General features: G+C 68.1%; 20 protein-coding genes. 11 read left to right on the forward strand and 9 right to left on the reverse strand.

The window, feature by feature from the left end:
* Positions 1-294: 294 nt before the first annotated feature.
* Together bfr (VH569_RS01890) and bfr (VH569_RS01895) are read left to right on the forward strand one after the other, a co-directional pair.
* Positions 295-777, forward strand: coding sequence for a bacterioferritin (gene bfr, locus VH569_RS01890; protein ID WP_042695746.1), 483 nt, complete (start codon positions 295-297; stop codon positions 775-777).
* 14 nt (positions 778-791) lie between these two features.
* Positions 792-1271 (forward strand): bacterioferritin, encoded by a 480-nt coding sequence (gene bfr / locus VH569_RS01895; RefSeq protein ID WP_423313563.1) that lies wholly within the window; start codon positions 792-794, stop codon positions 1269-1271.
* Positions 1272-1321: 50 nt separating this feature from the next.
* Here the strand turns inward: bfr (VH569_RS01895) and parA are convergent, their stop codons facing one another.
* Positions 1322-1966 (reverse strand): ParA family partition ATPase, encoded by a 645-nt coding sequence (gene parA, locus VH569_RS01900; RefSeq protein WP_423313565.1) that lies wholly within the window; start codon positions 1964-1966, stop codon positions 1322-1324.
* 114 nt (positions 1967-2080) lie between these two features.
* On the opposite strand from parA, the gene VH569_RS01905 reads away from it, so the two are divergent.
* From VH569_RS01905 to leuC, 3 genes are all read left to right on the forward strand, one after another.
* Complete coding sequence (locus tag VH569_RS01905; protein WP_423313567.1) at positions 2081-3076, forward strand: L-threonylcarbamoyladenylate synthase; 996 nt, start codon at positions 2081-2083, stop codon at positions 3074-3076.
* Positions 3077-3187: 111 nt separating this feature from the next.
* The gene (locus VH569_RS01910) at positions 3188-4606 is read left to right on the forward strand and encodes an FAD-binding oxidoreductase (RefSeq protein ID WP_423313569.1); all 1419 of its coding nucleotides are present in this window, start codon (positions 3188-3190) and stop codon (positions 4604-4606) included.
* A 166-nt stretch (positions 4607-4772) separates the two neighbouring features.
* On the forward strand, positions 4773-6176 hold the full coding sequence (gene leuC / locus VH569_RS01915) for a 3-isopropylmalate dehydratase large subunit (protein WP_423313571.1): 1404 nt from the start codon (positions 4773-4775) through the stop codon (positions 6174-6176).
* A gap of 62 nt (positions 6177-6238) precedes the next feature.
* Here the strand turns inward: leuC and VH569_RS01920 are convergent, their stop codons facing one another.
* Both VH569_RS01920 and VH569_RS01925 read right to left on the reverse strand, forming a co-directional pair.
* Complete coding sequence (locus VH569_RS01920) at positions 6239-7549, reverse strand: branched-chain amino acid ABC transporter permease (protein WP_423313573.1); 1311 nt, start codon at positions 7547-7549, stop codon at positions 6239-6241.
* A gap of 86 nt (positions 7550-7635) precedes the next feature.
* Positions 7636-8655, reverse strand: a complete 1020-nt coding sequence (locus tag VH569_RS01925; protein ID WP_423313575.1) for an aspartate-semialdehyde dehydrogenase — start codon at positions 8653-8655, stop codon at positions 7636-7638.
* A 200-nt stretch (positions 8656-8855) separates the two neighbouring features.
* On the opposite strand from VH569_RS01925, the gene VH569_RS01930 reads away from it, so the two are divergent.
* Positions 8856-10466: an ABC transporter substrate-binding protein gene (locus VH569_RS01930; protein ID WP_423313578.1), complete on the forward strand. Its 1611-nt coding sequence runs from the start codon at positions 8856-8858 to the stop codon at positions 10464-10466.
* Positions 10467-10513: 47 nt separating this feature from the next.
* On the opposite strand, the gene VH569_RS01935 is transcribed toward VH569_RS01930, so the two are convergent.
* Positions 10514-11119, reverse strand: coding sequence for a cysteine hydrolase family protein (locus VH569_RS01935; protein ID WP_423313580.1), 606 nt, complete (start codon positions 11117-11119; stop codon positions 10514-10516).
* 85 nt (positions 11120-11204) lie between these two features.
* Between VH569_RS01935 and VH569_RS01940 the strand changes: the two genes are divergently transcribed.
* Together VH569_RS01940 and VH569_RS01945 are read left to right on the forward strand one after the other, a co-directional pair.
* The gene (locus VH569_RS01940) at positions 11205-12089 is read left to right on the forward strand and encodes a LysR family transcriptional regulator (RefSeq protein WP_423313582.1); all 885 of its coding nucleotides are present in this window, start codon (positions 11205-11207) and stop codon (positions 12087-12089) included.
* Between the two features lie 59 nt (positions 12090-12148).
* Positions 12149-13114: an alpha/beta hydrolase family protein gene (locus VH569_RS01945; protein WP_423313584.1), complete on the forward strand. Its 966-nt coding sequence runs from the start codon at positions 12149-12151 to the stop codon at positions 13112-13114.
* A gap of 6 nt (positions 13115-13120) precedes the next feature.
* On the opposite strand, the gene truA is transcribed toward VH569_RS01945, so the two are convergent.
* From truA to def, 3 genes are read right to left on the reverse strand one after another with little or no spacing between them, the layout of a single operon-like run.
* Positions 13121-13858 (reverse strand): tRNA pseudouridine(38-40) synthase TruA, encoded by a 738-nt coding sequence (gene truA / locus VH569_RS01950; protein ID WP_423313586.1) that lies wholly within the window; start codon positions 13856-13858, stop codon positions 13121-13123.
* Between the two features lie 5 nt (positions 13859-13863).
* Positions 13864-14820, reverse strand: a complete 957-nt coding sequence (gene fmt, locus VH569_RS01955) for a methionyl-tRNA formyltransferase (RefSeq protein ID WP_423313588.1) — start codon at positions 14818-14820, stop codon at positions 13864-13866.
* A 47-nt stretch (positions 14821-14867) separates the two neighbouring features.
* Positions 14868-15380: a peptide deformylase gene (def, locus tag VH569_RS01960; protein ID WP_423313590.1), complete on the reverse strand. Its 513-nt coding sequence runs from the start codon at positions 15378-15380 to the stop codon at positions 14868-14870.
* 141 nt (positions 15381-15521) lie between these two features.
* Between def and cobS the strand changes: the two genes are divergently transcribed.
* Genes cobS through VH569_RS01975 form a run of 3 tightly spaced genes read left to right on the forward strand, consistent with a single transcriptional unit; the run spans position 15522 to position 17582 of the window.
* On the forward strand, positions 15522-16358 hold the full coding sequence (cobS, locus tag VH569_RS01965; RefSeq protein WP_423313592.1) for an adenosylcobinamide-GDP ribazoletransferase: 837 nt from the start codon (positions 15522-15524) through the stop codon (positions 16356-16358).
* Positions 16355-16999, forward strand: a complete 645-nt coding sequence (locus VH569_RS01970) for a histidine phosphatase family protein (RefSeq protein WP_423313594.1) — start codon at positions 16355-16357, stop codon at positions 16997-16999. Before cobS ends, VH569_RS01970 begins: the two co-directional genes overlap by 4 nt.
* Positions 17000-17051: 52 nt before the next feature.
* The gene (locus VH569_RS01975) at positions 17052-17582 is read left to right on the forward strand and encodes a pyridoxamine 5'-phosphate oxidase family protein (protein ID WP_423313596.1); all 531 of its coding nucleotides are present in this window, start codon (positions 17052-17054) and stop codon (positions 17580-17582) included.
* A 136-nt stretch (positions 17583-17718) separates the two neighbouring features.
* Here the strand turns inward: VH569_RS01975 and VH569_RS01980 are convergent, their stop codons facing one another.
* Positions 17719-19083: a DEAD/DEAH box helicase gene (locus VH569_RS01980; protein WP_376957194.1), complete on the reverse strand. Its 1365-nt coding sequence runs from the start codon at positions 19081-19083 to the stop codon at positions 17719-17721.
* A 293-nt stretch (positions 19084-19376) separates the two neighbouring features.
* Positions 19377-19901, reverse strand: coding sequence for a flagellar basal body-associated FliL family protein (locus tag VH569_RS01985; protein WP_423313599.1), 525 nt, complete (start codon positions 19899-19901; stop codon positions 19377-19379).
* Positions 19902-19913 lie beyond the last annotated feature (12 nt).

The raw sequence follows: 19913 nt of genomic DNA on the forward strand, positions 1-19913 counted from the left end.
GCCACGGCTGGAACCGGCATGCGGGCCGGCCCGCTCTCCCGCCCAAGCATCGCTGCACCGCCGCAAGTCAAAACCGGCAGCGCGGGCCGGGAATTCCGCGGAAATCCTCCCTTATCGCAATTGACATTGATTCGCAAAACAGGAGACCGGTCCTGGCTGTATTTTGGGCAGGCTGCATTGCCCCAATTGATAGTGACTATCAACTACATCATTGTTTCAAATGGAGATTTTTATTGTGCGAGTCCTTCGGCTGTGCCAAGGTGCGACAAATCGTCTATTTTGGAGTATCGCATCATGCAAGGCGATCAAGGGGTCCTGGACCGTTTGAACAAGCTGCTTACCGGTGAGCTGAGCGCGGCCGACCAGTATCTGTCCCATGCCCGCACCATGGAGGACATGGGCCTCAAGGCGCTGAGCGAGCGCATCTCGCACGAGCGGGTCGAAGAGCTGGAGCACGCCGACAAGCTGATCCGCCGCATCCTGTTCCTGGAAGGCACGGCCGACGTCGCCAGCCGCGATCCGATTCACATCGGCAAGACCGTGCCGGAGATGATGCGCAACGACCTGAACCTCGAATATGAGGTGGTGGCCGCGCTCAAGGAAGCAATCGCCTATTGCGAGCAGGTGAAGGATTACGACACCCGCCGCATCCTGCTGGAACTGCTGGTCGACACCGAAGAAGACCATGCCCACTGGCTGGAACAGCAGCTTGGCCTGATCGACATGCTCGGCCTGCAGAATTACCTGCAGTCGGCCATGGGCGGCTTCCCCACCTGAGCGGAGGACGGATCATGAAGGGCAACAGCGACGTCATCGTCCAGCTTCAGATCGTCCTGAAGGACCAGCTGACGCAGATCAACCAGTATTTCCTGCACGCCCGCATGTTGAAGAACTGGGGTGTCAAGGCACTGGGCAAGTGGGAGTATCACGCCTCCATCGAAGTGATGAAGAGCGCGGACGAGATCATCGAACGCATCCTGTTCATCGAGGCGATCCCCAACCTCCAGGACCTGGGCAAGCTCCATATCGGCGAGGACGTGGCGGAGATTATCTCCAGCGACCTCGGAGCCGAGCGCGAGGCCCGCGACCGCATCGCCCACGCCATCGCTGTGTGCGAGGAGAAGGCCGATTACGTGTCGCGCGACGAGCTGTCCGAACTGCTGGAAGAGTCGGAAGAGCGCATCGACTATCTGGAAACCCAGTTGAGCCTGATCGACGACATCGGTCTGCCCAACTACATCCAGTCGGCGATGGGCGAGTTCAAGGACTGAGGTCGAGCGGGGGCGGACTCTGCGAAGAGCGCCCCCTCGAACCCGCCCACTCAAGCTCGCTGCAAAATCTCTTCCGCCAGCGCCTGCATTTCGGCCGCCGCCTGGGTCTTGCGTGCGGCCTCCGTCACCGAAAGCCCGGTCATCAGCGTGCCGGCATAGGCGGTGCGGTTGCCGACCTGCGCCGTCGCCAGCTCCACTGCCGGCGGAGCGACCAGTTCATGCACCTTGCCGACCAGCTCGTCGGCGATGCGGGCGCGCGGCGGCACCCGGTTCAACACCAGCAGCAGCCGGCGCTTCTCCTGCGCCGCCAGATCGATGGTCGGATGCACAGCCCACAGATCCATCGGGCTCGGCTGCACCGGCGCCACCACCAGGGTGGCGGCGCGGACGGCGATGCGCGCTTCGGTCTGGGCATGGGGCGGGCTGTCGATCACCACGATGTCATGGGCGCGGGCCAGCTTCTCCACCTCCGCCTGGGTGCGCCAGCCGGTGATCTGCACATGGGTGAAGCCGGGCTGGCCGCCGGTGGCCTCCGACCGCACGGAATGCCAGCGGGTCAGGCTGCCCTGCGGGTCGATGTCCACGGTGGCGACCTTGTATCCGAGCTGCGCCCAGGCGATGGCGAGGTGGGCCGCCAGCGTGGTCTTGCCGGCGCCGCCTTTCTGCTGCGCCACGGTGAAGACCTTGCCCGTCATGCCCGCACCCATCATGTTGTGTTGGTTGATTGCGCACTCCCCTCATAACCTTGGGCATGGCACCGGTGCAACCGCGCGAATTGACACCGGTGCTGCACGGGCTAGAAAGACGCCGTGACCGACCATTCCGCACCCGATACCGGTGAGAAGCGCCCGGCGCTGATCCCGGCCACCCCCGCCGGCATCGCCCGTGCGGCCGACCTGCTGCGCGCCGGCCGTCTGGTCGCCTTCCCGACCGAGACGGTCTATGGGCTGGGCGCCGACGCCACCGACGACCGCGCCGTTGCCGCGATCTTCGCCGCCAAGGGCCGCCCGCAGTTCAATCCGCTGATCGTCCATGTCCCCGATCTGGTCGCCGCCCACTCCTGGGGCCTGTTCGACGACCGCGCCCACGATCTGGCGACGCAGTTCTGGCCCGGACCGCTGACCATGGTCGTGCCGCGCCCTGCCAATTCCGCCCTGTCGCTGCTGGTCAGCGCCGGGCTGGACAGCATCGCCATCCGCGTGCCCAACCACCCGGTGGCCCAGGCGATCCTGCGCGCCGCCGGCAAGCCGATTGCCGCCCCCAGCGCCAACCGCTCCGGCGCCGTCAGCCCGACCACCCCGCATCATGTGCTGGAAAGCCTGGGCGACCGGGTCGATGCCATCGTCACCGGCGGCAAATGCATGGTCGGGCTGGAGTCCACCGTCATCGACCTGACCGGTCCCGACACGGTGCTCCTGCGCCCCGGTGCCGTGCTGCCCGACGAGATGGAGCGGCTGATCGGCCCGGTCCGCCTGTCGGCCGGCGATCCGACCGCGCCGAAATCGCCCGGCCAGCTGGAAAGCCACTATGCCCCCAACGCCGCGGTGCGCCTGAATGCGTCGTCGGCGGAAGAGGGCGAGGCCTTCCTGACCTTCGGCCCCGACCGCTTCGTCTTCGGCGGCACCACGCGGCTGAACCTGAGCCTGGAAGGCGACCTCAACGAGGCCGCGGCCAACCTATTCTCCCACCTGCGCAGCCTGGACCAGAGCGGCGCCCGCCGCATCGCGGTGATGCCGATCCCCGATGTGGGGTTGGGGCAGGCGATCAACGACCGTCTGCGCCGGGCGGCGGCACCGCGGAGCTAACGAACCGGGTGGCGGCTGGTCTGCGCAACAGTTGCATGGAAATGGGGGCGGCTAGATTGTAGAAGTGTCGCGTTTCACCGCGACACTTCCAGCTGCCGGACCTCAAGCGCCATGACCAACATCGCCGCCGCTCTCGACCAGATCCGCGCCATCGTCGGCCCGTCCGGCATCATCACCGACGCCGCCGACATGGCCCCCTACCTTGCGGAGTGGCGCGGGCGCTTCAAGGGCAACAGCCCGGCGGTGGTCCGCCCGGCCAACACCGCCGAGGTGGCGGCTGTCGTGAAGATCTGCGCCGAGGCCGGCATTCCCATCGTGCCCCAGGGCGGCAACACCAGCCTCGTCGGCGGCTCCATCCCGTATGAGGAAGGGCGCGAGATCGTTCTCAGCCTGTCGCGCCTGAACCGCATCCGCGACATCGACACGCTGAATTACACCATGACGGTCGAGGCCGGCGTGGTGCTGACCAGCATCCAGGAGGCCGCGGCCGACGCCGACCGCCTGTTCCCGCTGAGCCTGGGGGCGGAGGGCACCGCGCAGATCGGCGGCTTGATCTCCACCAATGCTGGCGGCATCAACGTCCTGCGCTACGGCAACACCCGCGACCTCGTGCTGGGGCTGGAGGTGGTTCTGGCCGACGGCCGCGTCTGGGACGGCATGCGCCGCCTGCGCAAGAACAACACCGGCTACGACCTGAAGAACCTCTTCATCGGCGCCGAGGGCACGCTGGGCATCGTCACCGCCGCGGTGCTGAAGCTGTTCCCGCGCCCGCGCCAGTCGATCACCGCCTTCGTCGCCGTACCCAGCCCGGCGGCGGCCATCGAGCTGCTGGCCCGCCTGCGCGCCGCCTCGGGCGATGCCGTCTCGGCCTTCGAACTGATGTCGCGCCGCTGCCTGAACTTCGCCCTGAAACACGTCGCCGGCACCATCGATCCGCTGTCGGAGCCGTCGCCCTGGTATGTCCTGACCGAGCTGACCGCCGGCACCAAGTCCGACGCCTTCCAGGAGACGGTCGAGACCGCGCTGGGCGAGGCGTTCGAGGCCGAACTGGCGACCGACGCCACGCTGGCCCAGTCGGACGCCCAGGCCAAGCAGTTGTGGTTCATCCGCGAGGCCATCGTCGAGGCGCAGAAGTTCGAAGGCGGCTCGATCAAGAACGACGTGTCGATCCCGGTCTCCCGCGTCGCCGAGTTCATCGAACTGGCGGAAGCGGCGGTCGCTGTGGCCTGCCCCGGCATCCGCCCGACCCCCTTCGGCCATGTCGGCGACGGCAACATCCACTTCAACCTCAGCCAGCCCGAGGGCGCCGACACCAAGGCCTATCTCGACCGCTGGGACGAGATCTGCCACGTGGTGAACGAGGTGATCTTCAAGCTCGACGGCTCGATCTCCGCCGAGCATGGCGTCGGCCGCTTCAAGAAGGACGAGATGCCGGCCATCAAGGGCTCGGTGGAGTTCGACATGCTGCGCGCCATCAAGGCGACGCTCGACCCCAACGGTCTGCTGAACCCCGGCAAGATGCTGCCCTGAACATCCCTCACCGGCCGCCCCTAAACGGCCTCCAGTGTCATAATATTGCGGGGGACAGGCTTGCGACGACAGACGTAGCGCAATGCTTGTCCCCGGCACGACACAAGGCTATGGTGCGGCCTCCGTTTCTTCTGCGCCTGTCGTACCGCGAGAGAGAGTTTTTCCGATGTCCAAGCCGCGCACTCTGTTCGACAAGATCTGGGACAGCCACGTCGTGCATCGCCAGGACGACGGCACCTGCATCCTCTATATCGACCGCCATCTGGTCCATGAAGTGACCAGCCCGCAGGCGTTCGAAGGACTGCGCGTCGCCGGCCGCAAGGTGCGGCGTCCGGAAGCCACTCTCGCCGTCCCCGACCACAACGTCCCGACCACCGACCGCTCCAAGGGCATCGTCGAGGAGGAGAGCCGGATCCAGGTCGAGACGCTGGACAAGAACGCCCGCGACTTCGGCGTCCGCTATTTCCCGATGGACGACGTCCGCCAGGGCATCGTGCACATCGTCGGCCCGGAACAGGGCTTCACCCTGCCCGGCGCCACCATCGTCTGCGGCGACAGCCACACCGCCACCCACGGTGCCTTCGGCGCCCTGGCCTTCGGCATCGGCACGTCGGAGGTGGAGCATGTGCTGGCCACCCAGACCCTGCTGCAGAAGCCGGCCAAGAACATGCTGATCCGCGTGGACGGCAAGCTGAACCCGGGCGTCACCGCCAAGGACATCGTGCTGGCCATCATCGGCAGGATCGGCACCGCCGGCGGCACCGGCTACGTCATCGAGTTCGCGGGCGAAGCCATCCGCGACCTGTCGATGGAAGGCCGCATGACCGTCTGCAACATGGCGATCGAAGGTGGCGCCCGCGCCGGCCTGATCGCCCCGGACGAGAAGACCTTCGAGTATGTGCAGGGCCGCGCCCTGGCGCCGAAGGCCGGCGCCTTCGAGCAGGCCGTCCAGTACTGGAAGACGCTGCCGTCGGACGAAGGTGCGGTCTATGACGCCACCGTCGTGCTGAACGCCGCCGACATCGCGCCGCAGGTCACCTGGGGCACCAGCCCGGAAGACGTGCTGCCGATCACCGCGACCGTGCCGAACCCGGCCGACATCGCCGACGAGGGCAAGCGCGCCGCCGTCGAGCGCTCGCTCGCCTACATGGGCCTGACCCCCGGCCAGCCGCTGTCGAGCGTCAAGGTCGACACCGTGTTCATCGGGTCCTGCACCAACGGCCGCATCGAAGACCTGCGCGCCGCCGCCGACCTCGCCAAGGGCCGCAAGGTCGCCGAGGGCGTCCGCGCCCTGGTGGTCCCCGGTTCGGGTCTGGTCAAGGAGCAGGCCGAGGAAGAGGGTCTGGACAAGATCTTCACCGAGGCCGGCTTCGAGTGGCGCGAGCCGGGCTGCTCCATGTGCCTGGCGATGAACGCCGACCGTCTGGCCCCGGGCGAGCGTAGTGCCTCGACCTCGAACCGCAACTTCGAAGGCCGTCAGGGCCGCGGCGGCCGCACCCACCTCGTCAGCCCGGCGATGGCCGTGGCGGCGGCGGTGACCGGCCACCTGACGGACGTCCGCACGCTGTAAGGGCTGTTCGCCCCCTCTCTCCGACTGCGGAGGGAGGGGGCGCCCACAGCAAAGCCTTCCTGCTAATCGCCCCTGCCCCTTGCCTGCCCCAGCAGCCCCTGCGGCCGATAGATCAGGAACAGCGTCAGCAGCCCGAACGCCACGATGTCCTTGTAGGCGAGCGCGAAATAGGCTGACCAGAAGGTCTCGACCAGCCCCAGCAGGGCGCCGCCGAGCATCGCCCCCGGCACCGAGCCGATGCCGCCGACCACCGCCGCGGCCAGCGCCTTGAAGCCGATCAGGTAGCCGGTGAAGAAGTTCACCCCGCCGTAATAAAGCGCGATCACCGCACCCGCCGCCGCAGCCAGCCCGCCGCCGATGGCGAAGGTCGCCGCCACCGTGCGGTTGACATCCACCCCCACCAGTTCCGCCGCCGCAATGTCGTCGGTGCAGGCACGATGCGCCCGGCCGAAGGCGGTGCGTTGCATGATCCCCCAAAGCACCGCGTAAAGCCCGCCGGTCAGCACGAGGATCGCCAGCTGCGCGGTCAGCGCGGTGACGGTGAAGGCACCGTCGCTCAACAGGTCGTAGCGGCCGGTCAGCACCGGTGCCGGCCACCAGTCGCGCGCGCCATGCAGCAGCCGCACCCCCTCCTGATAGGCGATGGACAGTCCGACCGCGACGATCAACGGCGTGTGGCTGCGCACCCCGCGCAGGCGGCGGAAGACCAGCCGGTCCATCGTCCAGCCCTGCACCGCGGTGAAGCCGATGACCAGAACCAGCACGCCGAGCAGCGCCGGCGGCCATGTCGCCCAGCCGGCCATGCCGAGCCCGGCCGCCGCCATCGCCGTCACCATGGCGCCGACCATGGTCAGTTCCCCCATCGCCAGATTGATCTGGCCGAGGATGGCGTAGACCAGCGTGTAGCCGAGCGCGAGCAGCCCATAGACGCAGGCGACGGTGGCAGCGTTGATGATTTGCTGGGCGAGGAACAGGAGGGGCGTCCAGCGCGTCGGCTGCGGCCTTTCAGTCTCGACGACACCGCCGATGGCATCGCGCGGCGGCTTGATGCGCAGCCATTGCTGAAGCATGGCGAAGCGGATGTCGGTGAGCCAGCCGCTGCGGTCGGTCGCCACCGCCACCAGGGTGCGCCGCCCCTCCTCCATCGACGTGCCGGCGAAACGGCAGGCGATCCAATGGGACTGGCTGCCGCTGCGGTAATCGACGCGCAGCACCCGCTTGTCCTCGGTGTAGCTGCGGGTGGACAGGTCGGTGACGCGGCCGGGTTCGAAGGCCGGGATCAGCTTCCGGCACAGCACATCCTGGTCGGCATCGACGCCGCACCCGGTGAGCATCAGCAGGACGAGGCACAACAGCGGCAGGATGCGGAGCACGGAACCGCCCGGTCAGGTGGGACGGTTCAGCCTACCGACAATTTGGAAGGGTGGGAAGCGCCGGCACTGTGCCCCTACCCGTCCCGTCACTCCACCATGTAATCGCGCACCAGCAGTTCGGCGATCTGAACGGCGTTCAGCGCGGCGCCCTTGCGCAGGTTGTCGGCGACGCACCAGAAGGACAGGCCGTTCTCCACCGTGATGTCGTCGCGGATGCGGCTGACGAAGACCGGGTTTTCGCCGGCGATCTCCACCGGGGTGACATAGCCGTCGCCGGTCTGCAGGTCGATCACCGACACGCCGGGGGCGGCGCGCAGGACGAGGCGGGCCTCCTCCGCGCTGATCGGCTCCTCCGTCTCGATGTTGATCGACAGGGCATGGCCGATGAAGGTCGGCACGCGGACGCAGGTGGCGGAGACCTTGATCTTGGGATCGAGGATCTTCTTGGTCTCCACCGTCATCTTCCACTCTTCCCTGGTGGAGCCGTCTTCCATGAAGGCGTCGATGTGGGGGATGACGTTGAAGGCGATCTGCTTGGGGAAGACGCTTTTGGCGACGGGATCGTTGACGAAGATGGCGCGGGTCTGGGTGAACAGCTCGTCCATCGCCTCCTTGCCGGCGCCCGACACCGACTGGTAGGTCGACACCACGACGCGGCGGATCTTGAAGCGGTCGTGCAAGGGCTTCAGCGCCACCGCCATCTGGATGGTGGCACCGTTGGGGTTGGCGATGATGCCGCGCTTGCGATAGCCGACCAGCGTCTCCGGGTTCACCTCCGGCACCACCAGCGGCACGTCGGGATCCATGCGGAACTGCGAGGTGTTGTCGATCACCATGGCTCCGGCGGCAGCGGCGCGCGGCACATGGATGGCCGACACCTTGGCGCCGGGCGACGACAGCACGATGTCCACGCCGTGGAAGTCGAACTTGTTGAGATCCTGGACCTTGAGGATCTCGTCCTCGCCATAGGACACCTCCTGGCCGATCGATTTCTCGGAGGCCAGAGCGATGACCTTGTCGGCCGGGAACTTCCGCTCGGCCAGCGTTTGCAGGATCTCGCGCCCGACATTGCCGGTGGCGCCGATGACCGCGACGGTATAGCCCATGACGGTGGTTTCCTTCTGCCGAATGTCCGCAAAGACAAGAATGGTGCCGGGGGGCGATAGGAGCTAGGCGCTTTCCCTGCGAATTGCAACCCATCCGCCGCGAAACCTGCCCTCCAGCCGAGTTGACATGCCATGGAAGGCGGCGGGAAGATTCCATCCCTCAACAGTGCCCCGAACGGGCCTCCAGGGAGACTTCACGGATGACCAGCTTCAAGCGCGGCCTTATTGCGCAGACTGTTCTTGGCGCCGCCGTTCTCGCCCTCACCGGTTTTGCCGCCCCCGCCCTCGCCGACACGCCGAAGGACGCGCTGGTGATGGCATGGCAGTTCGACGACATCGTCAGCCTCGACCCCGGCGAGATCTTCGAGCTGTCCGGTGCGGAATACAGCGCCCAGGTCTATGACCGGCTGATCCATTTCGACGTCAATGACGTCAGCAAGATCGAAGGCGAGGCCGCCGAAAGCTGGACCGTGTCGCCCGACGGCAAGACCTTCACCTTCAAGATCCGCGACGGCATCGCCTTCCATTCCGGCAACCCGATGACGGCCGAGGATGTGGCGTGGTCCTTCTCCCGCGCGGTGAAGATGAACAAGGGTCCGGCCTTCATCCTGACCCAGTTCGGCCTGACCCCCGAGAATGTCGACCAGATGGTGCGCGCCACCGATCCGAAGACGTTGGTCTTCACCACCGACAAGGTCTATGCGCCGACCTTCGTGCTCTACTGCCTGACCGCCGATGTCGCCTCCATCGTCGATTCCAAGCTGGTGAAGGGCAAGGAGAAGGACGGCGATTTCGGCGCCGGCTGGCTGAAGACCAACTCCGCCGGCTCCGGCCCCTTCATCCTGAAGCAGTGGAAGGCGAGCGAGCTGCTGACCTTCGATGCCAACCCGAAATACTGGCGCGGCGCCCCGAAGCTGAAGCGCGTGCTGATCCGCCACATCCCGGAACCGGCGACCCAGCGCCTGCTGCTGGAAAAGGGCGACGTCGATGTCGCGCGCAACCTGAAACCGGAGCAGTTCGAGCCGCTGAAGTCGAGCGACGCCATCCGTCTGGTCCAGGCGCCGAAGGGCACGCTGTGGTATCTCAGCCTAAATCAGAAGAACGCCACCCTGGCCAAGCCCGAGGTGCGCGAGGCCTTCAAGTATCTCGTCGACTATGACGGCATGGCAGGATCCATCATGAACGGCATCGGCGCCGTCCATCAGGCCTTCCTGCCCAAGGGCTTCCTCGGGGCCGTCAACGACAACCCCTACAAGTACGATCCGGCCAAGGCGAAGGAGCTGCTGGCGAAGGCCGGCTATCCCGAAGGCTTCACCGTCAGCATGGACGTCCGCAACACCAACCCGACCCAGGACATGGCCCAGGCGATCCAGGCCAGCGCCGCCAAGGCCGGCATCAAGATCGAGATCATCCCCGGCGACGGCAAGCAGGTGCTGACCAAGTACCGCGCCCGCAACCACGAACTCATGATCCAGCAGTGGGGCGCGGACTATCAGGACCCGAACTCCAACGCCGACACCTTCGCCTCCAACCCGGACAACAGCGACAACGCGAAGTCCAAGCCGCTGGCCTGGCGCAACGCCTGGGACATTCCGGAACTGACCAGGAAGACCGCCGCCGCCATCGAGGAGCGCGACGGCGCCAAGCGCGCCCAGATGTACGAGGAGCTGCAACGCTCGGTCCTCGCCGACTCGCCCTTCGTCATCATGTTCCAGCAGACCGAGATGGTCGCCGAGCGCAAGAGCGTCAGCGGCCTCGTCTGGGGCCCGAGCTTCGACACCAACTACTACTGGAAGGCCGAGAAGAAGTAAGGATGCGGGGGGCGCCCGCCGCCCCCCTCTCCCTTGCGTCTATGGGCTCACCCCCAGGCGCCCGCATCCTCGACCACCACTGCAAGGCTGTCGGACAGGCCGGTCAGCACGCCGCGCTGGGTGTCGGCCGCCGGCACCACGCCGCCCTTGCCGTCCGGCAGGTCGCGGGTGGCGGTGGCCGAGGCCACGACCGTCACCCGCCAGCCATGGTCCACCGCCGACCGCGCCGTGCTGCTGACGCAGTTGTGGGTCATGAAGCCGGCAACGATCATCTCCGTCCGCCCGCTGTCGCGCGCAACCGCCTGCAACTCCGTCCCGGCGAAGGCGTTGGCAAGCTTCTTGACGATCACCGGCTCACCGTCGCGCGGGGCGACGGCCGGGACGATTTCCGCCAGCGGTCCGGTGGAGTCGAACACCGGCGCGCCCGCCGCGGTGTGGTGGACGATGTGGATCACCGGCACGCCGTTGGCGCGGGCCAGCGCCAGCAGTTCCGCCGCCCGCTCCACCGCCGCATCGACTCCCGACAGCCGCAGGGCGCCGTCGGTGTATTCGCGCTGAAGGTCGATCAGCACCAGCACCGCCTTGTCCAAGGGTGCGGGGGTGGCCGGCGCGCCGACGATCTGGCGCAGGGTCCGGGCAGGAAGAGTCGTCATCGGGAGATGCTCCGTGGTCGCTGAGGATCGATGACGGCGATGCTGCCCTGTTCACCGATGTGCGACCATTCGCTATGCTTGCACGATGGCTGTTCAGAAATTCACAGGCCCGCTCGATTGGGACGATTTGCGCGTCTTCCTGGAACTGGCACGCGCCGGCAGCCTGTCGGCGGCGGCACGCAGCCTGCGGCTGAGCCACGCCACGGTCGGGCGCCGGCTGACCGCACTGGAGGCAACGCTCGGTCGCAGCCTGATGGAGCGCCGGCCCGACGGCTATGTCCTGACCGAGGACGGTGAAAGCGTCCGCGCCCTGGCCGAGGCGATGGACGAACGGGCACAGGCGATCCGCCGCCGCGAGGGCGACGCGGCCGGGCTGACCGGCACCGTGCGGCTGACCATGACCCAGGCGCTGGCCGACATCTTCCTGATCCCGCGGCTGGGGCCGCTGCAGGCCGCCAACCCCGCCCTGAACATGGAAATCATCGTCGACAACCGCACTCTCAGCCTTGCCCGGCGGGAGGCCGATCTGGCGGTCCGGCTGGCCCGGCCGCAGCGCGGCGATCTGGTCGGGCGGCGGCTGGCAACGCTGGGCTATGGGCTGTACGCGGCACCGGACGCGCCCGACACGCTGATTGCCTATGACGAGTCGATGGCGGAGTTGCCGGAGGCTTTGTGGCTGGACCGCCATGGCGGCGGCCGGCGCGTCGCTTTCCGCTCCAACAGCGTGCAGGGGCAGCTTGCGGCGGCGGTTGCCGGCTTCGGCATTGCCTTCCTGCCCTGCATGCTGGCGGACGGCGTGCCGGGACTGGTGCGGCACCCGCTACCCGGTCCGCCGCCCTGCTCACCATTAACCCGCGAGGTCTGGCTGCTGGTTCACCGCGACCGCCGCGACGTGCCGCGGGTGCGCACGGTGATCGAGCATCTGGTGGCGGTCTTCACCGCGGAGCGGGAGCGGCTGGAAGGCGGTTGACGGTGCCCCACCACCTCCACCACCCTCCTTCAGCTGTCGCCACAAAAGGCTTGTCCGCCATGTCGTTCCGCTCCCTGTGTCTGGTGGGCCTCGCCATCGTCGCGGCAGTCCCCGCCCACGCGCAGTCCCGGCCCAACGACGAAGCCTTCACCAACGCGGTTGTCGCAGCCGGGAAAAGCGTCACCCGCACGCAATGCGCCGAGTTTGAGGCGCGGGAAACCGCCAGCTGGGTGGAGGTCGACGGTCGCGGCGAATGCCTGCGCTATTACGCGGCCGGCCTGAAGCCCGGCTCAAATCCGATCGTCGCGGCCTGGATGCATGGCGACGTGATGGGTTCCAGGCCGCAGCAGATCGGGCATCAGGAGGGGTTGAGCGTCGTCGGCATGATCGAACAGGAACGGGTCTTGTCGGAGCGCTTCGGCGTGCCCTTCATCTTCCTGGCCCGTCCGGGAGCCTATGGCAGTTCCGGCAAATTCTGGACCATGCGCCATATCCCGCGCGAGGCGGCGCTGATGAACGCCCATATCGATCTGCTCAAGAAACGCTATGGCATCGGGCAATGGTCGCTCGGTGGAAGCAGTGCCGGAGGCACGCTGACGGCCGAATTCCTGGCCCGCCGCACCGACCTGAAATGCGCCGTCATCTCGTCCGGTGCCTCCGCTTACGAAGCCTACCTCCAGGCGCATGGCGTCAAGACCCGCCTGGCAAAGCCGGAGACTTGGTTCGATCCCTACCGCTCGCTCGACCTGATTCCCAAGGATCCGGCGCGCCGGATCCTGGTCATTGGAGATCTGCGGGAAACGAATGTGCTGTTCCGTACCCAACGACTGTATTTCGACGGCTTGGCGGCACGCGGGCACAAGGCTTGGCTGGTCCCGCTCGAACGGGCCCGGCCGCCCCGCTACCACGGTCTGGTCGATTTCGGCGAAACCGCCACCGGCCTCTGCGCCCAGGGCGTCGAAACGGACAGGCTGTTGAAGACGCTCCAATCCATGCCCGAACAGCCGGAGCGGATCAGCAATTGACCCAATTCAGTAACGCGCCGCCATGAAGTAGAGCCCGTCCGGCGGACAGGTCGGCCCCGCCTTGGCACGGTCGCGGGCGTCCAGCGCACGGCGGACGTCGTCTACCGTCCATTTGCCGGCACCGACCAGTTCCAGCGTGCCGACCATGTTGCGGACCTGATGGTGCAGGAACGAGCGCGCGGCAGCGTGGATGCGGATTTCCTCGCCCTCACGCTCCACGGCCAGCCGGTCCAGCGTCTTCACCGGCGACTTGGCCTGACACAGCGCGGCGCGGAAGCTGGAGAAGTCATGCTGGCCGACCAGCACCTGCGCTGCTTCATGCATCGCCTCGGCGTTCAACGGACGGGTGACGTGCCAGGCCCGGCCGGATTCCAGCGCCAGCGGCGCGCGGCGGTTGACGATGCGGTAGACATAGGCGCGGCCGGTCGAGGTCAGGCGGGCGTGGAAATCCTCCGTCACCGCCTCCACCTCCAGCACGGCGATGGGTGCCGGCTTCAGGTGGAAGTTCAGGGCGTCGCGCAGCTTCAGGCCGGTGAAGGGCTTTTCCAGGTCGAAATGGCAGACCTGTCCCAGCGCATGCACACCGGCGTCGGTGCGGCCGGAGCCATGGACCCGCACCACCTCGCCCGACAGGCGTTGCACCGCCTCCTCCAGGCTCTGCTGGACCGAGGGGCCGTTGTCCTGGCGCTGCCAGCCGACGAAGGGGCGGCCGTCATACTCGACGGTCAGTTTCCAGCGCTGCACGATGGTCAATCCGCCACGGGTTCGGCAGCTTCGGGAGCGGAGACCGGCTGCCCGACCGCCAGCGCGAAGCCGCGCAGGAAGGCGGCGCCATCCACCGGCGCCTTGCCCGGCCGCTGCACCCTGGCCAGCCGAACGGCCCCGTCGGCGCAGGCGACCGTCAGCCGGTCGTCCAGCAGGGTGCCGGGCGTGCCGGTTCCGGATACGGGTTCGGCGGCCAAAACCTTGATCCGCTCACCATTGGCGGCGTCGAACCAGCAGCCGGGCCAGGGGGTCAGGGCGCGGACCTGCCGCTCGACATGGGCGGCGGGCCGGGTCCAGTCGAGGCGGCCATCCTCGCGCGTCAGCTTGGCGGCGTAGGTGACGCCGTCTTCCGGCTGCGGCACGGCGGCCAGCGTGCCGGCGGCCAGCCCGTCCAGCGCTGGGACGATCATGCGGGCGCCGAGCGCGGCCAACTCGTCATGCAGGCTGCTGGCGGTGGTGGCGGGAGTGATCGCCACCGCTTCCCGAGACAGCATGGCGCCGGTGTCGAGCCCGATGTCCATCTGCATGATGGTGATCCCGGTCTCTGCATCGCCAGCCAGGATGGAGCGCTGGATCGGCGCCGCCCCGCGCCAGCGCGGCAGCAGCGAGCCATGCACGTTGACGCAACCCAGCCGCGGCGCGTCGAGGATCGGCTGCGGCAGGATCAGGCCATAGGCGGCGACCACGGCGGCATCGGCCTTGAGATCGGCAAACTCGGCCTGGGCCTCGGCATTGCGCAGGCTCTTGGGCGTGCGCACAGGGATGCCGTGCTCCTCGGCGAAGCGGTGGACGGGCGATTTCTGTACCTGCTGGCCGCGACCGGCCGGGCGCGGCGGCTGGCTGTAGGCGCAGACGACCTGATGCCCCGCCTCGATCAGCGCGGCAAGGCTGGGCACGGCGAAATCCGGCGTGCCCATGAAGACGAGACGGAGCGGGGTCATCGGATGTGTATCGCCGATCTGTGTTGCGGCCGGTCTTTTGCGACTGCTCAGGCCGTGGCCTTCTGCATCTTCTGGACCTTCTTCAGCAGGATGTTCCGCTTCAGAATCGACAGGTAGTCGACGAACAGAACGCCGTTCAGATGGTCGATCTCGTGCTGGATGCAGGTGGCGAGCATCCCGTCGGCCTCGATCTCCTGCGGTTGGTTCTTTTCATCCAGATAGCGGACGCGGATGCGCACGGGCCGGGTGACGTCGGCGTACTGTTCCGGCACCGACAGGCAGCCTTCCTCGCACACCGCCTTCTCATCCGAGGACCAGACGATTTCCGGGTTGGCGAGGCGGATCGGGTTCGGCGGCTCGCCCTTCTCATGGACGTCGACGACGATGACGCGGTCGAGCACGCCGACCTGCGGAGCGGCCAGACCGATGCCGACGGCGTCGTACATGGTCTCCACCATGTCGTCCATCAGCTTGACGACGCGCGCATCCACTTCGGCGACGGGTTGTGCCTTGCGCTTCAGGATCGGATGCGGGGCGACGAGGATCGGAAGACGGGCCATGGGTGCTCGATGCTGGTAAGGGAAAGTTCAAACGGACAAAGTAGGCGGACCGAGCGTTTCGGTCAAGGAATCGGACCTATGCGAACGATGCAGAACCGCCCGCCGTGCGGGGTTGCGCCGGACGCCGGTTGGGCGTAGTCGATGCCGATCATGCCGGACGCCACCACCGCCCCCTCCCCGCCGCCGCGCTGGACACAGGACGCCGCCCTGGCGCTGGTGTTCCTGACCCGCCTGCCCCTTCCCCCCATCGGCCCGCTGAACGGCCTGCTCAGCGGCCCCTTGGCCGAGGGCTCGTCGGCGCGGGCGATGGGCTGGTTTCCGCCGGTCGGCGCGCTGATCGGGCTGGCCGGCGGGGGAGTGTACGCCGCCACCGCCGCCCTGCACCTGCCGCCGCTGGCCGGTGCGCTGCTGGCCCTGGCGGCGACCGTCCGCCTGACCGGCGGGCTGCACGAGGACGGGGCGGCCGACGTGGCCGACGGCTTCGGCGGTGGGCGCGATCTGGCGCGCAAGCTGGAGATCATGCGCGACAGCCGCGTCGGCAGCTATGGCGTGCTGGCGCTGGTCTTCTCGGTCGGCATCCGCGCCGCGGCCCTGGCCGCCCTGCCGGTGCCGGCGGCGGTCGCGGCTCTGGTGGCGGCCGGCGCCCTGTCGCGCTGCGGGCTGGCGGCGATGGCGCGCACCTTGCCGGCGGCGCGGCGCGACGGGTTGGCGGCGGCGCAGGGCCGGCCGGCGATGGCGACGGTGCTGCTGGCGCTCCTCTTCGGCATCGCAATCGCCGCCGTGGCGCTCGGCGGGCTTGCCCTGCCGGCGCTGGCCGCCTCGCTCCTGGCGGTGGCCGCGGTGGCGGCGCTTGCCCGGCGGCAGATCGGCGGGCACACCGGCGACGTTTTCGGCGCAGCGCAGCAGGCGGCGGAGGCCGCGGTGCTGCTGACCCTGTCGGCCCTCGTCGGGGCAGCGGCCATTGGAGCAGCAGCATGACCGCGTTGAGCCTCACCCCCCTGACCGTCACCCGCTGGTGGCTGATCCGCCATGCGCCGGTCCGCAATCCGGACAACGTCATCTGCGGGTCGAGCGACCGCGAGGCCGACACCGGCAACCGCGCCGCGGCAGCCGCACTCGCGGCCGGCCTGCCCAGCGACGCCCTGTGGCTGACCAGCCCGCTGCGCCGCAGCCGCCAGACGGCCCAGGCTCTGTGGAGCCGCAACCCCCGTCTTGCCGGCGCCGCCGTGGTGGAGCCGGCGCTCGCCGAGCAGGATTTCGGCGATTGGGAGGGCATCAGCCACGACACCGCGGCCCGGCGCGATGCCGAGGCGGCTGCCCGCTTCTGGGGCGACCCGGCCCGCCATGCCCCACCGGGCGGCGAGAGCTTCGCCACGGTGATGGACCGTACGGCGGGCGCGCTGCTGCGGCTGACCGACCTCCATGCCGGACGCGATCTGGTTGCGGTGATCCATGCCGGCACCATCCGCGGCGCGCTGGCGCTGGCGCTGGATCTGACGCCGGAGGCGGCGCTCAGGCTGCGGATCGACCCCTGGTCGCTGACCCGGATCGACCACCACCACGCCGGGACGGGATCCTGGTCTGTCGGGGGAGTGAATCAGCAGGCCGGAACTTTCTGACCGCGGTGGGCGTTCCCCAGTCTCAGTTGGGCTACCGAACGAGAGGCAGACCATGGTCCATAGCACCACCGCCGGCCACGGCCACAGCCCCGACCAGGGCGACGTCAAGAAGCTCTGGGAGATGATGAAGGGCGTCCAGGTCGCGATGATGACGACGCTGGACGACAACGGCCGGATGAACTCCCGTCCGATGGCGACGCTGTCCCATGCGGGGTTCGAAGACGGCACCCTGTGGTTCTTCACCCGCGCCCATTCCGAGAAGGTGGCGGAGATCGACCGCCACTGGCGCGTCAACCTCGCCTATGCCAACCCCGACAAGCAGGATTACGTGTCCGCCTCCGGCGTTGCCGAGGTGGTGCGCGACCGCGACAAGATCCGCTTCCTGTGGCGCGACATCATGACCACCTGGTTCCCCCAGGGTCCGGACGATCCCGAGGTGGCGCTGCTGAAGGTGTCGGTCGATCAGGCCGAATATTGGGACAGCCCGTCGAGCACCATGGTCTACGCCTATGGCTATGTGAAGGCGAAGCTGACCGGCCAGTCGCCGGACCCGGGCGACCACGCCAAGATCGCGTTCCAGTAACCGCGTTTCGGTGAAAGCCGGCTGTCCACGCCGGCCTAACATGAAAAAGCCCTCCCTGCCGACCGCAAGGCCAGCAGGGAGGGCTTTTTCATTTAACGATCCTTAAGCGGGGCTCAAGAAGCGCCGTAGACGCTACTCACCAGCTCTTCGCACGGGCCGCCGGCTTGCCGTTGCCGTGGGCTTCACGACGGGCATGGTCCGGGCGGGCATCGCCGCGATGGTTGTCGTTGCGGGCATAGTCCGGCCGCGGGCCACGCGGGGCGTGCGGGCCCTTGGACTCGCCGTTGCGGTGCCACGGCTTGCCGGCGCCGCCGGACGGACGGCCGCTGCGACCGGCCGGACGGCCGGCACCGCCGGTGGTGAAGGGACGCGTCGGCTCCAGGCCGGGCACCACATGCACCTCGAGCGTCGCCTTCGTGTAGCGCTCGATGCGGACCAGCGTCTCGCGGTCGGCGCGGGCGGCGAAGGAGATCGCAACGCCCGAGGCGCCGGCGCGGCCGGTGCGGCCAATGCGGTGGACATAGTCCTCCGCCGAGCGCGGCAGGTCGAAGTTGATGACGTGGGTGATGTCGCGCACGTCGATGCCGCGGGCGGCGACGTCGGTGGCGACCAGCAGGCGGACCTGGCCGGTGCGCAGGCGCTGGAGCGTGCGGTTGCGCTTGGTCTGGTCCATGTCGCCGTGCAGGGCGGCGGCGGCATGGCCGGCGGCGCTCAGCTCCTCGGCCAGCGTGTCGGCATCACGCTTGGTCGCGGCGAAGATGATCGCCTTGCCGACCTCTTCCTGGGCGGCGAAATGCTGCAGCAGGCGGCGCTTGTGGTCGAGATCGTCGGCATGGTGCAGACGCTGCTCGACGTTGATCGCGGTCGCCTGGCTCTCGACGGCCACACGCTCCGGGTTGCGCAGCAGGTTGCCGGCCAGCTGCGCCATGCGGCGGTCCAGCGTGGCGGTGAACAGCATGGTCTGGCGCGTCGGCGGGCAGCACTTGGCGATGGTCTCGACATCGTCGAGGAAGCCCATGTCCAGCATGCGGTCGGCCTCGTCGAGGATCAGCACCTCGACCTCGTCCAGCGAAATGCGGCGACGGGCGACGTGGTCCAGCAGGCGGCCCGGGGTGCAGACGAGAACGTCGACCGGACGCGACAGCAGGCGCAGCTGCTCGCGGTAGGGCATGCCGCCGACCACGTCCACGATGTTCAGCTTCATGAACTTCGCGTATTTGCGGGCGGCGTCGGTGACCTGCTTGGCCAGCTCGCGGGTCGGGGCCAGCACCAGCACGCGCGGGGTGGCGGCGCCGTTCAGCGGCAGCTCGGCGGTGCGGGTCAGCGCCGGCAGCATGAAGGCGGCGGTCTTGCCGGTGCCGGTCTCGGCGGTGGCGAGGATGTCACGGCCCTGGAGCGCCGGCGGAATGGCGGCGAGCTGGACCGGGGTCGGGACGGTGTATTCGAACGCCTCGAGAGACTTCAGGACGAGCGGGTGCAGACCGAGTTCGGAAAACGTCAAGTTGTAACAACCTTCTCAAAGCAACACGGCACGGCCCCGCGCGCCCCTATGGCGGGCGTGGGACATACCGGCGGACTCGCCGGGAGGAGGTCGATAGAGGGAGAGGCGTCTATCCGATGCAGCGGCCATTGCGTCCCTAGAACCCTGGGACGTTTGCCCCCTGAGGGGCTGCCGTTGCGCAATCACAGCGCGTCTCGCTCAAGAGACGCGCGAGCCTCCAGCGATCAAGACGCTCTAGATATGCTATTGCGCCGCACAACACAAGCCCCATCGCAGAAGGAGCCCCGCGCGCATCACTTGACGACCATGCGTTCGATGTAGATATCGCGGAACAGGCCGGTCCCCGCCTCGCGGTTCACGGCCTCCTTGATGCGCGCCTTCAGGATTTCTGCGGAACCGGGGCCGGTCAGGGTTTCGCTGTCGATCCGGCCGATGGTCTGGAACAGCCGGTCGGCGATGCGGTCCTGATAGCGCAGGATGCGGTCGGGCTCGACCTTCGGCGCCAGCACCAGCGAGACCTGCATCTCCACCGCCCGCACGCTGCCCAGCGGCACCTCGATGGCAGGCAGCCGCGCCAATTGCGGCTTCGGCCCCATCCGCGCCTCGATCCGCCGCTGTTCCAGGATGCGGTCCAGCGCGATGCCGCCGGCATAGGCCAGCCCGGCCAGCGTGAACAGGGCGATCAGGACGACGATCAGCAGACGGGTGGGGTTTCCCGGTTCCGGCTGAGTTTCATGGTGCGGCGCCAGATCGTCCCGCAACGGGTCGGGAGGCGGGGTCGAGAACAGGTTTCCGTGCAGCGTGCGGTGCGTGGCCATGATCGGCCTCCT

The sequence above is a fragment of the Azospirillum sp. 11R-A genome, from assembly GCF_049472615.1.
GTDB classification, from domain to species: domain Bacteria; phylum Pseudomonadota; class Alphaproteobacteria; order Azospirillales; family Azospirillaceae; genus Azospirillum; species Azospirillum palustre.

Bases quoted from the DNA above. Each gene is read 5' to 3' on its own strand.
- bfr (WP_042695746.1), top strand. From the start codon at position 295: ATGCAAGGCGATCAAGGGGTCCTGGACCGTTTGAACAAGCTGCTTACC.
- bfr (WP_423313563.1), top strand. From the start codon at position 792: ATGAAGGGCAACAGCGACGTCATCGTCCAGCTTCAGATCGTCCTGAAG.
- parA (WP_423313565.1), bottom strand. From the start codon at position 1,966: ATGACGGGCAAGGTCTTCACCGTGGCGCAGCAGAAAGGCGGCGCCGGC.
- VH569_RS01910 (WP_423313569.1), top strand. From the start codon at position 3,188: ATGACCAACATCGCCGCCGCTCTCGACCAGATCCGCGCCATCGTCGGC.
- leuC (WP_423313571.1), top strand. From the start codon at position 4,773: ATGTCCAAGCCGCGCACTCTGTTCGACAAGATCTGGGACAGCCACGTC.
- VH569_RS01925 (WP_423313575.1), bottom strand. From the start codon at position 8,655: ATGGGCTATACCGTCGCGGTCATCGGCGCCACCGGCAATGTCGGGCGC.
- VH569_RS01930 (WP_423313578.1), top strand. From the start codon at position 8,856: ATGACCAGCTTCAAGCGCGGCCTTATTGCGCAGACTGTTCTTGGCGCC.
- VH569_RS01935 (WP_423313580.1), bottom strand. From the start codon at position 11,119: ATGACGACTCTTCCTGCCCGGACCCTGCGCCAGATCGTCGGCGCGCCG.
- VH569_RS01940 (WP_423313582.1), top strand. From the start codon at position 11,205: ATGGCTGTTCAGAAATTCACAGGCCCGCTCGATTGGGACGATTTGCGC.
- VH569_RS01945 (WP_423313584.1), top strand. From the start codon at position 12,149: ATGTCGTTCCGCTCCCTGTGTCTGGTGGGCCTCGCCATCGTCGCGGCA.
- fmt (WP_423313588.1), bottom strand. From the start codon at position 14,820: ATGACCCCGCTCCGTCTCGTCTTCATGGGCACGCCGGATTTCGCCGTG.
- def (WP_423313590.1), bottom strand. From the start codon at position 15,380: ATGGCCCGTCTTCCGATCCTCGTCGCCCCGCATCCGATCCTGAAGCGC.
- cobS (WP_423313592.1), top strand. From the start codon at position 15,522: ATGCCGATCATGCCGGACGCCACCACCGCCCCCTCCCCGCCGCCGCGC.
- VH569_RS01970 (WP_423313594.1), top strand. From the start codon at position 16,355: ATGACCGCGTTGAGCCTCACCCCCCTGACCGTCACCCGCTGGTGGCTG.
- VH569_RS01975 (WP_423313596.1), top strand. From the start codon at position 17,052: ATGGTCCATAGCACCACCGCCGGCCACGGCCACAGCCCCGACCAGGGC.
- VH569_RS01985 (WP_423313599.1), bottom strand. From the start codon at position 19,901: ATGGCCACGCACCGCACGCTGCACGGAAACCTGTTCTCGACCCCGCCT.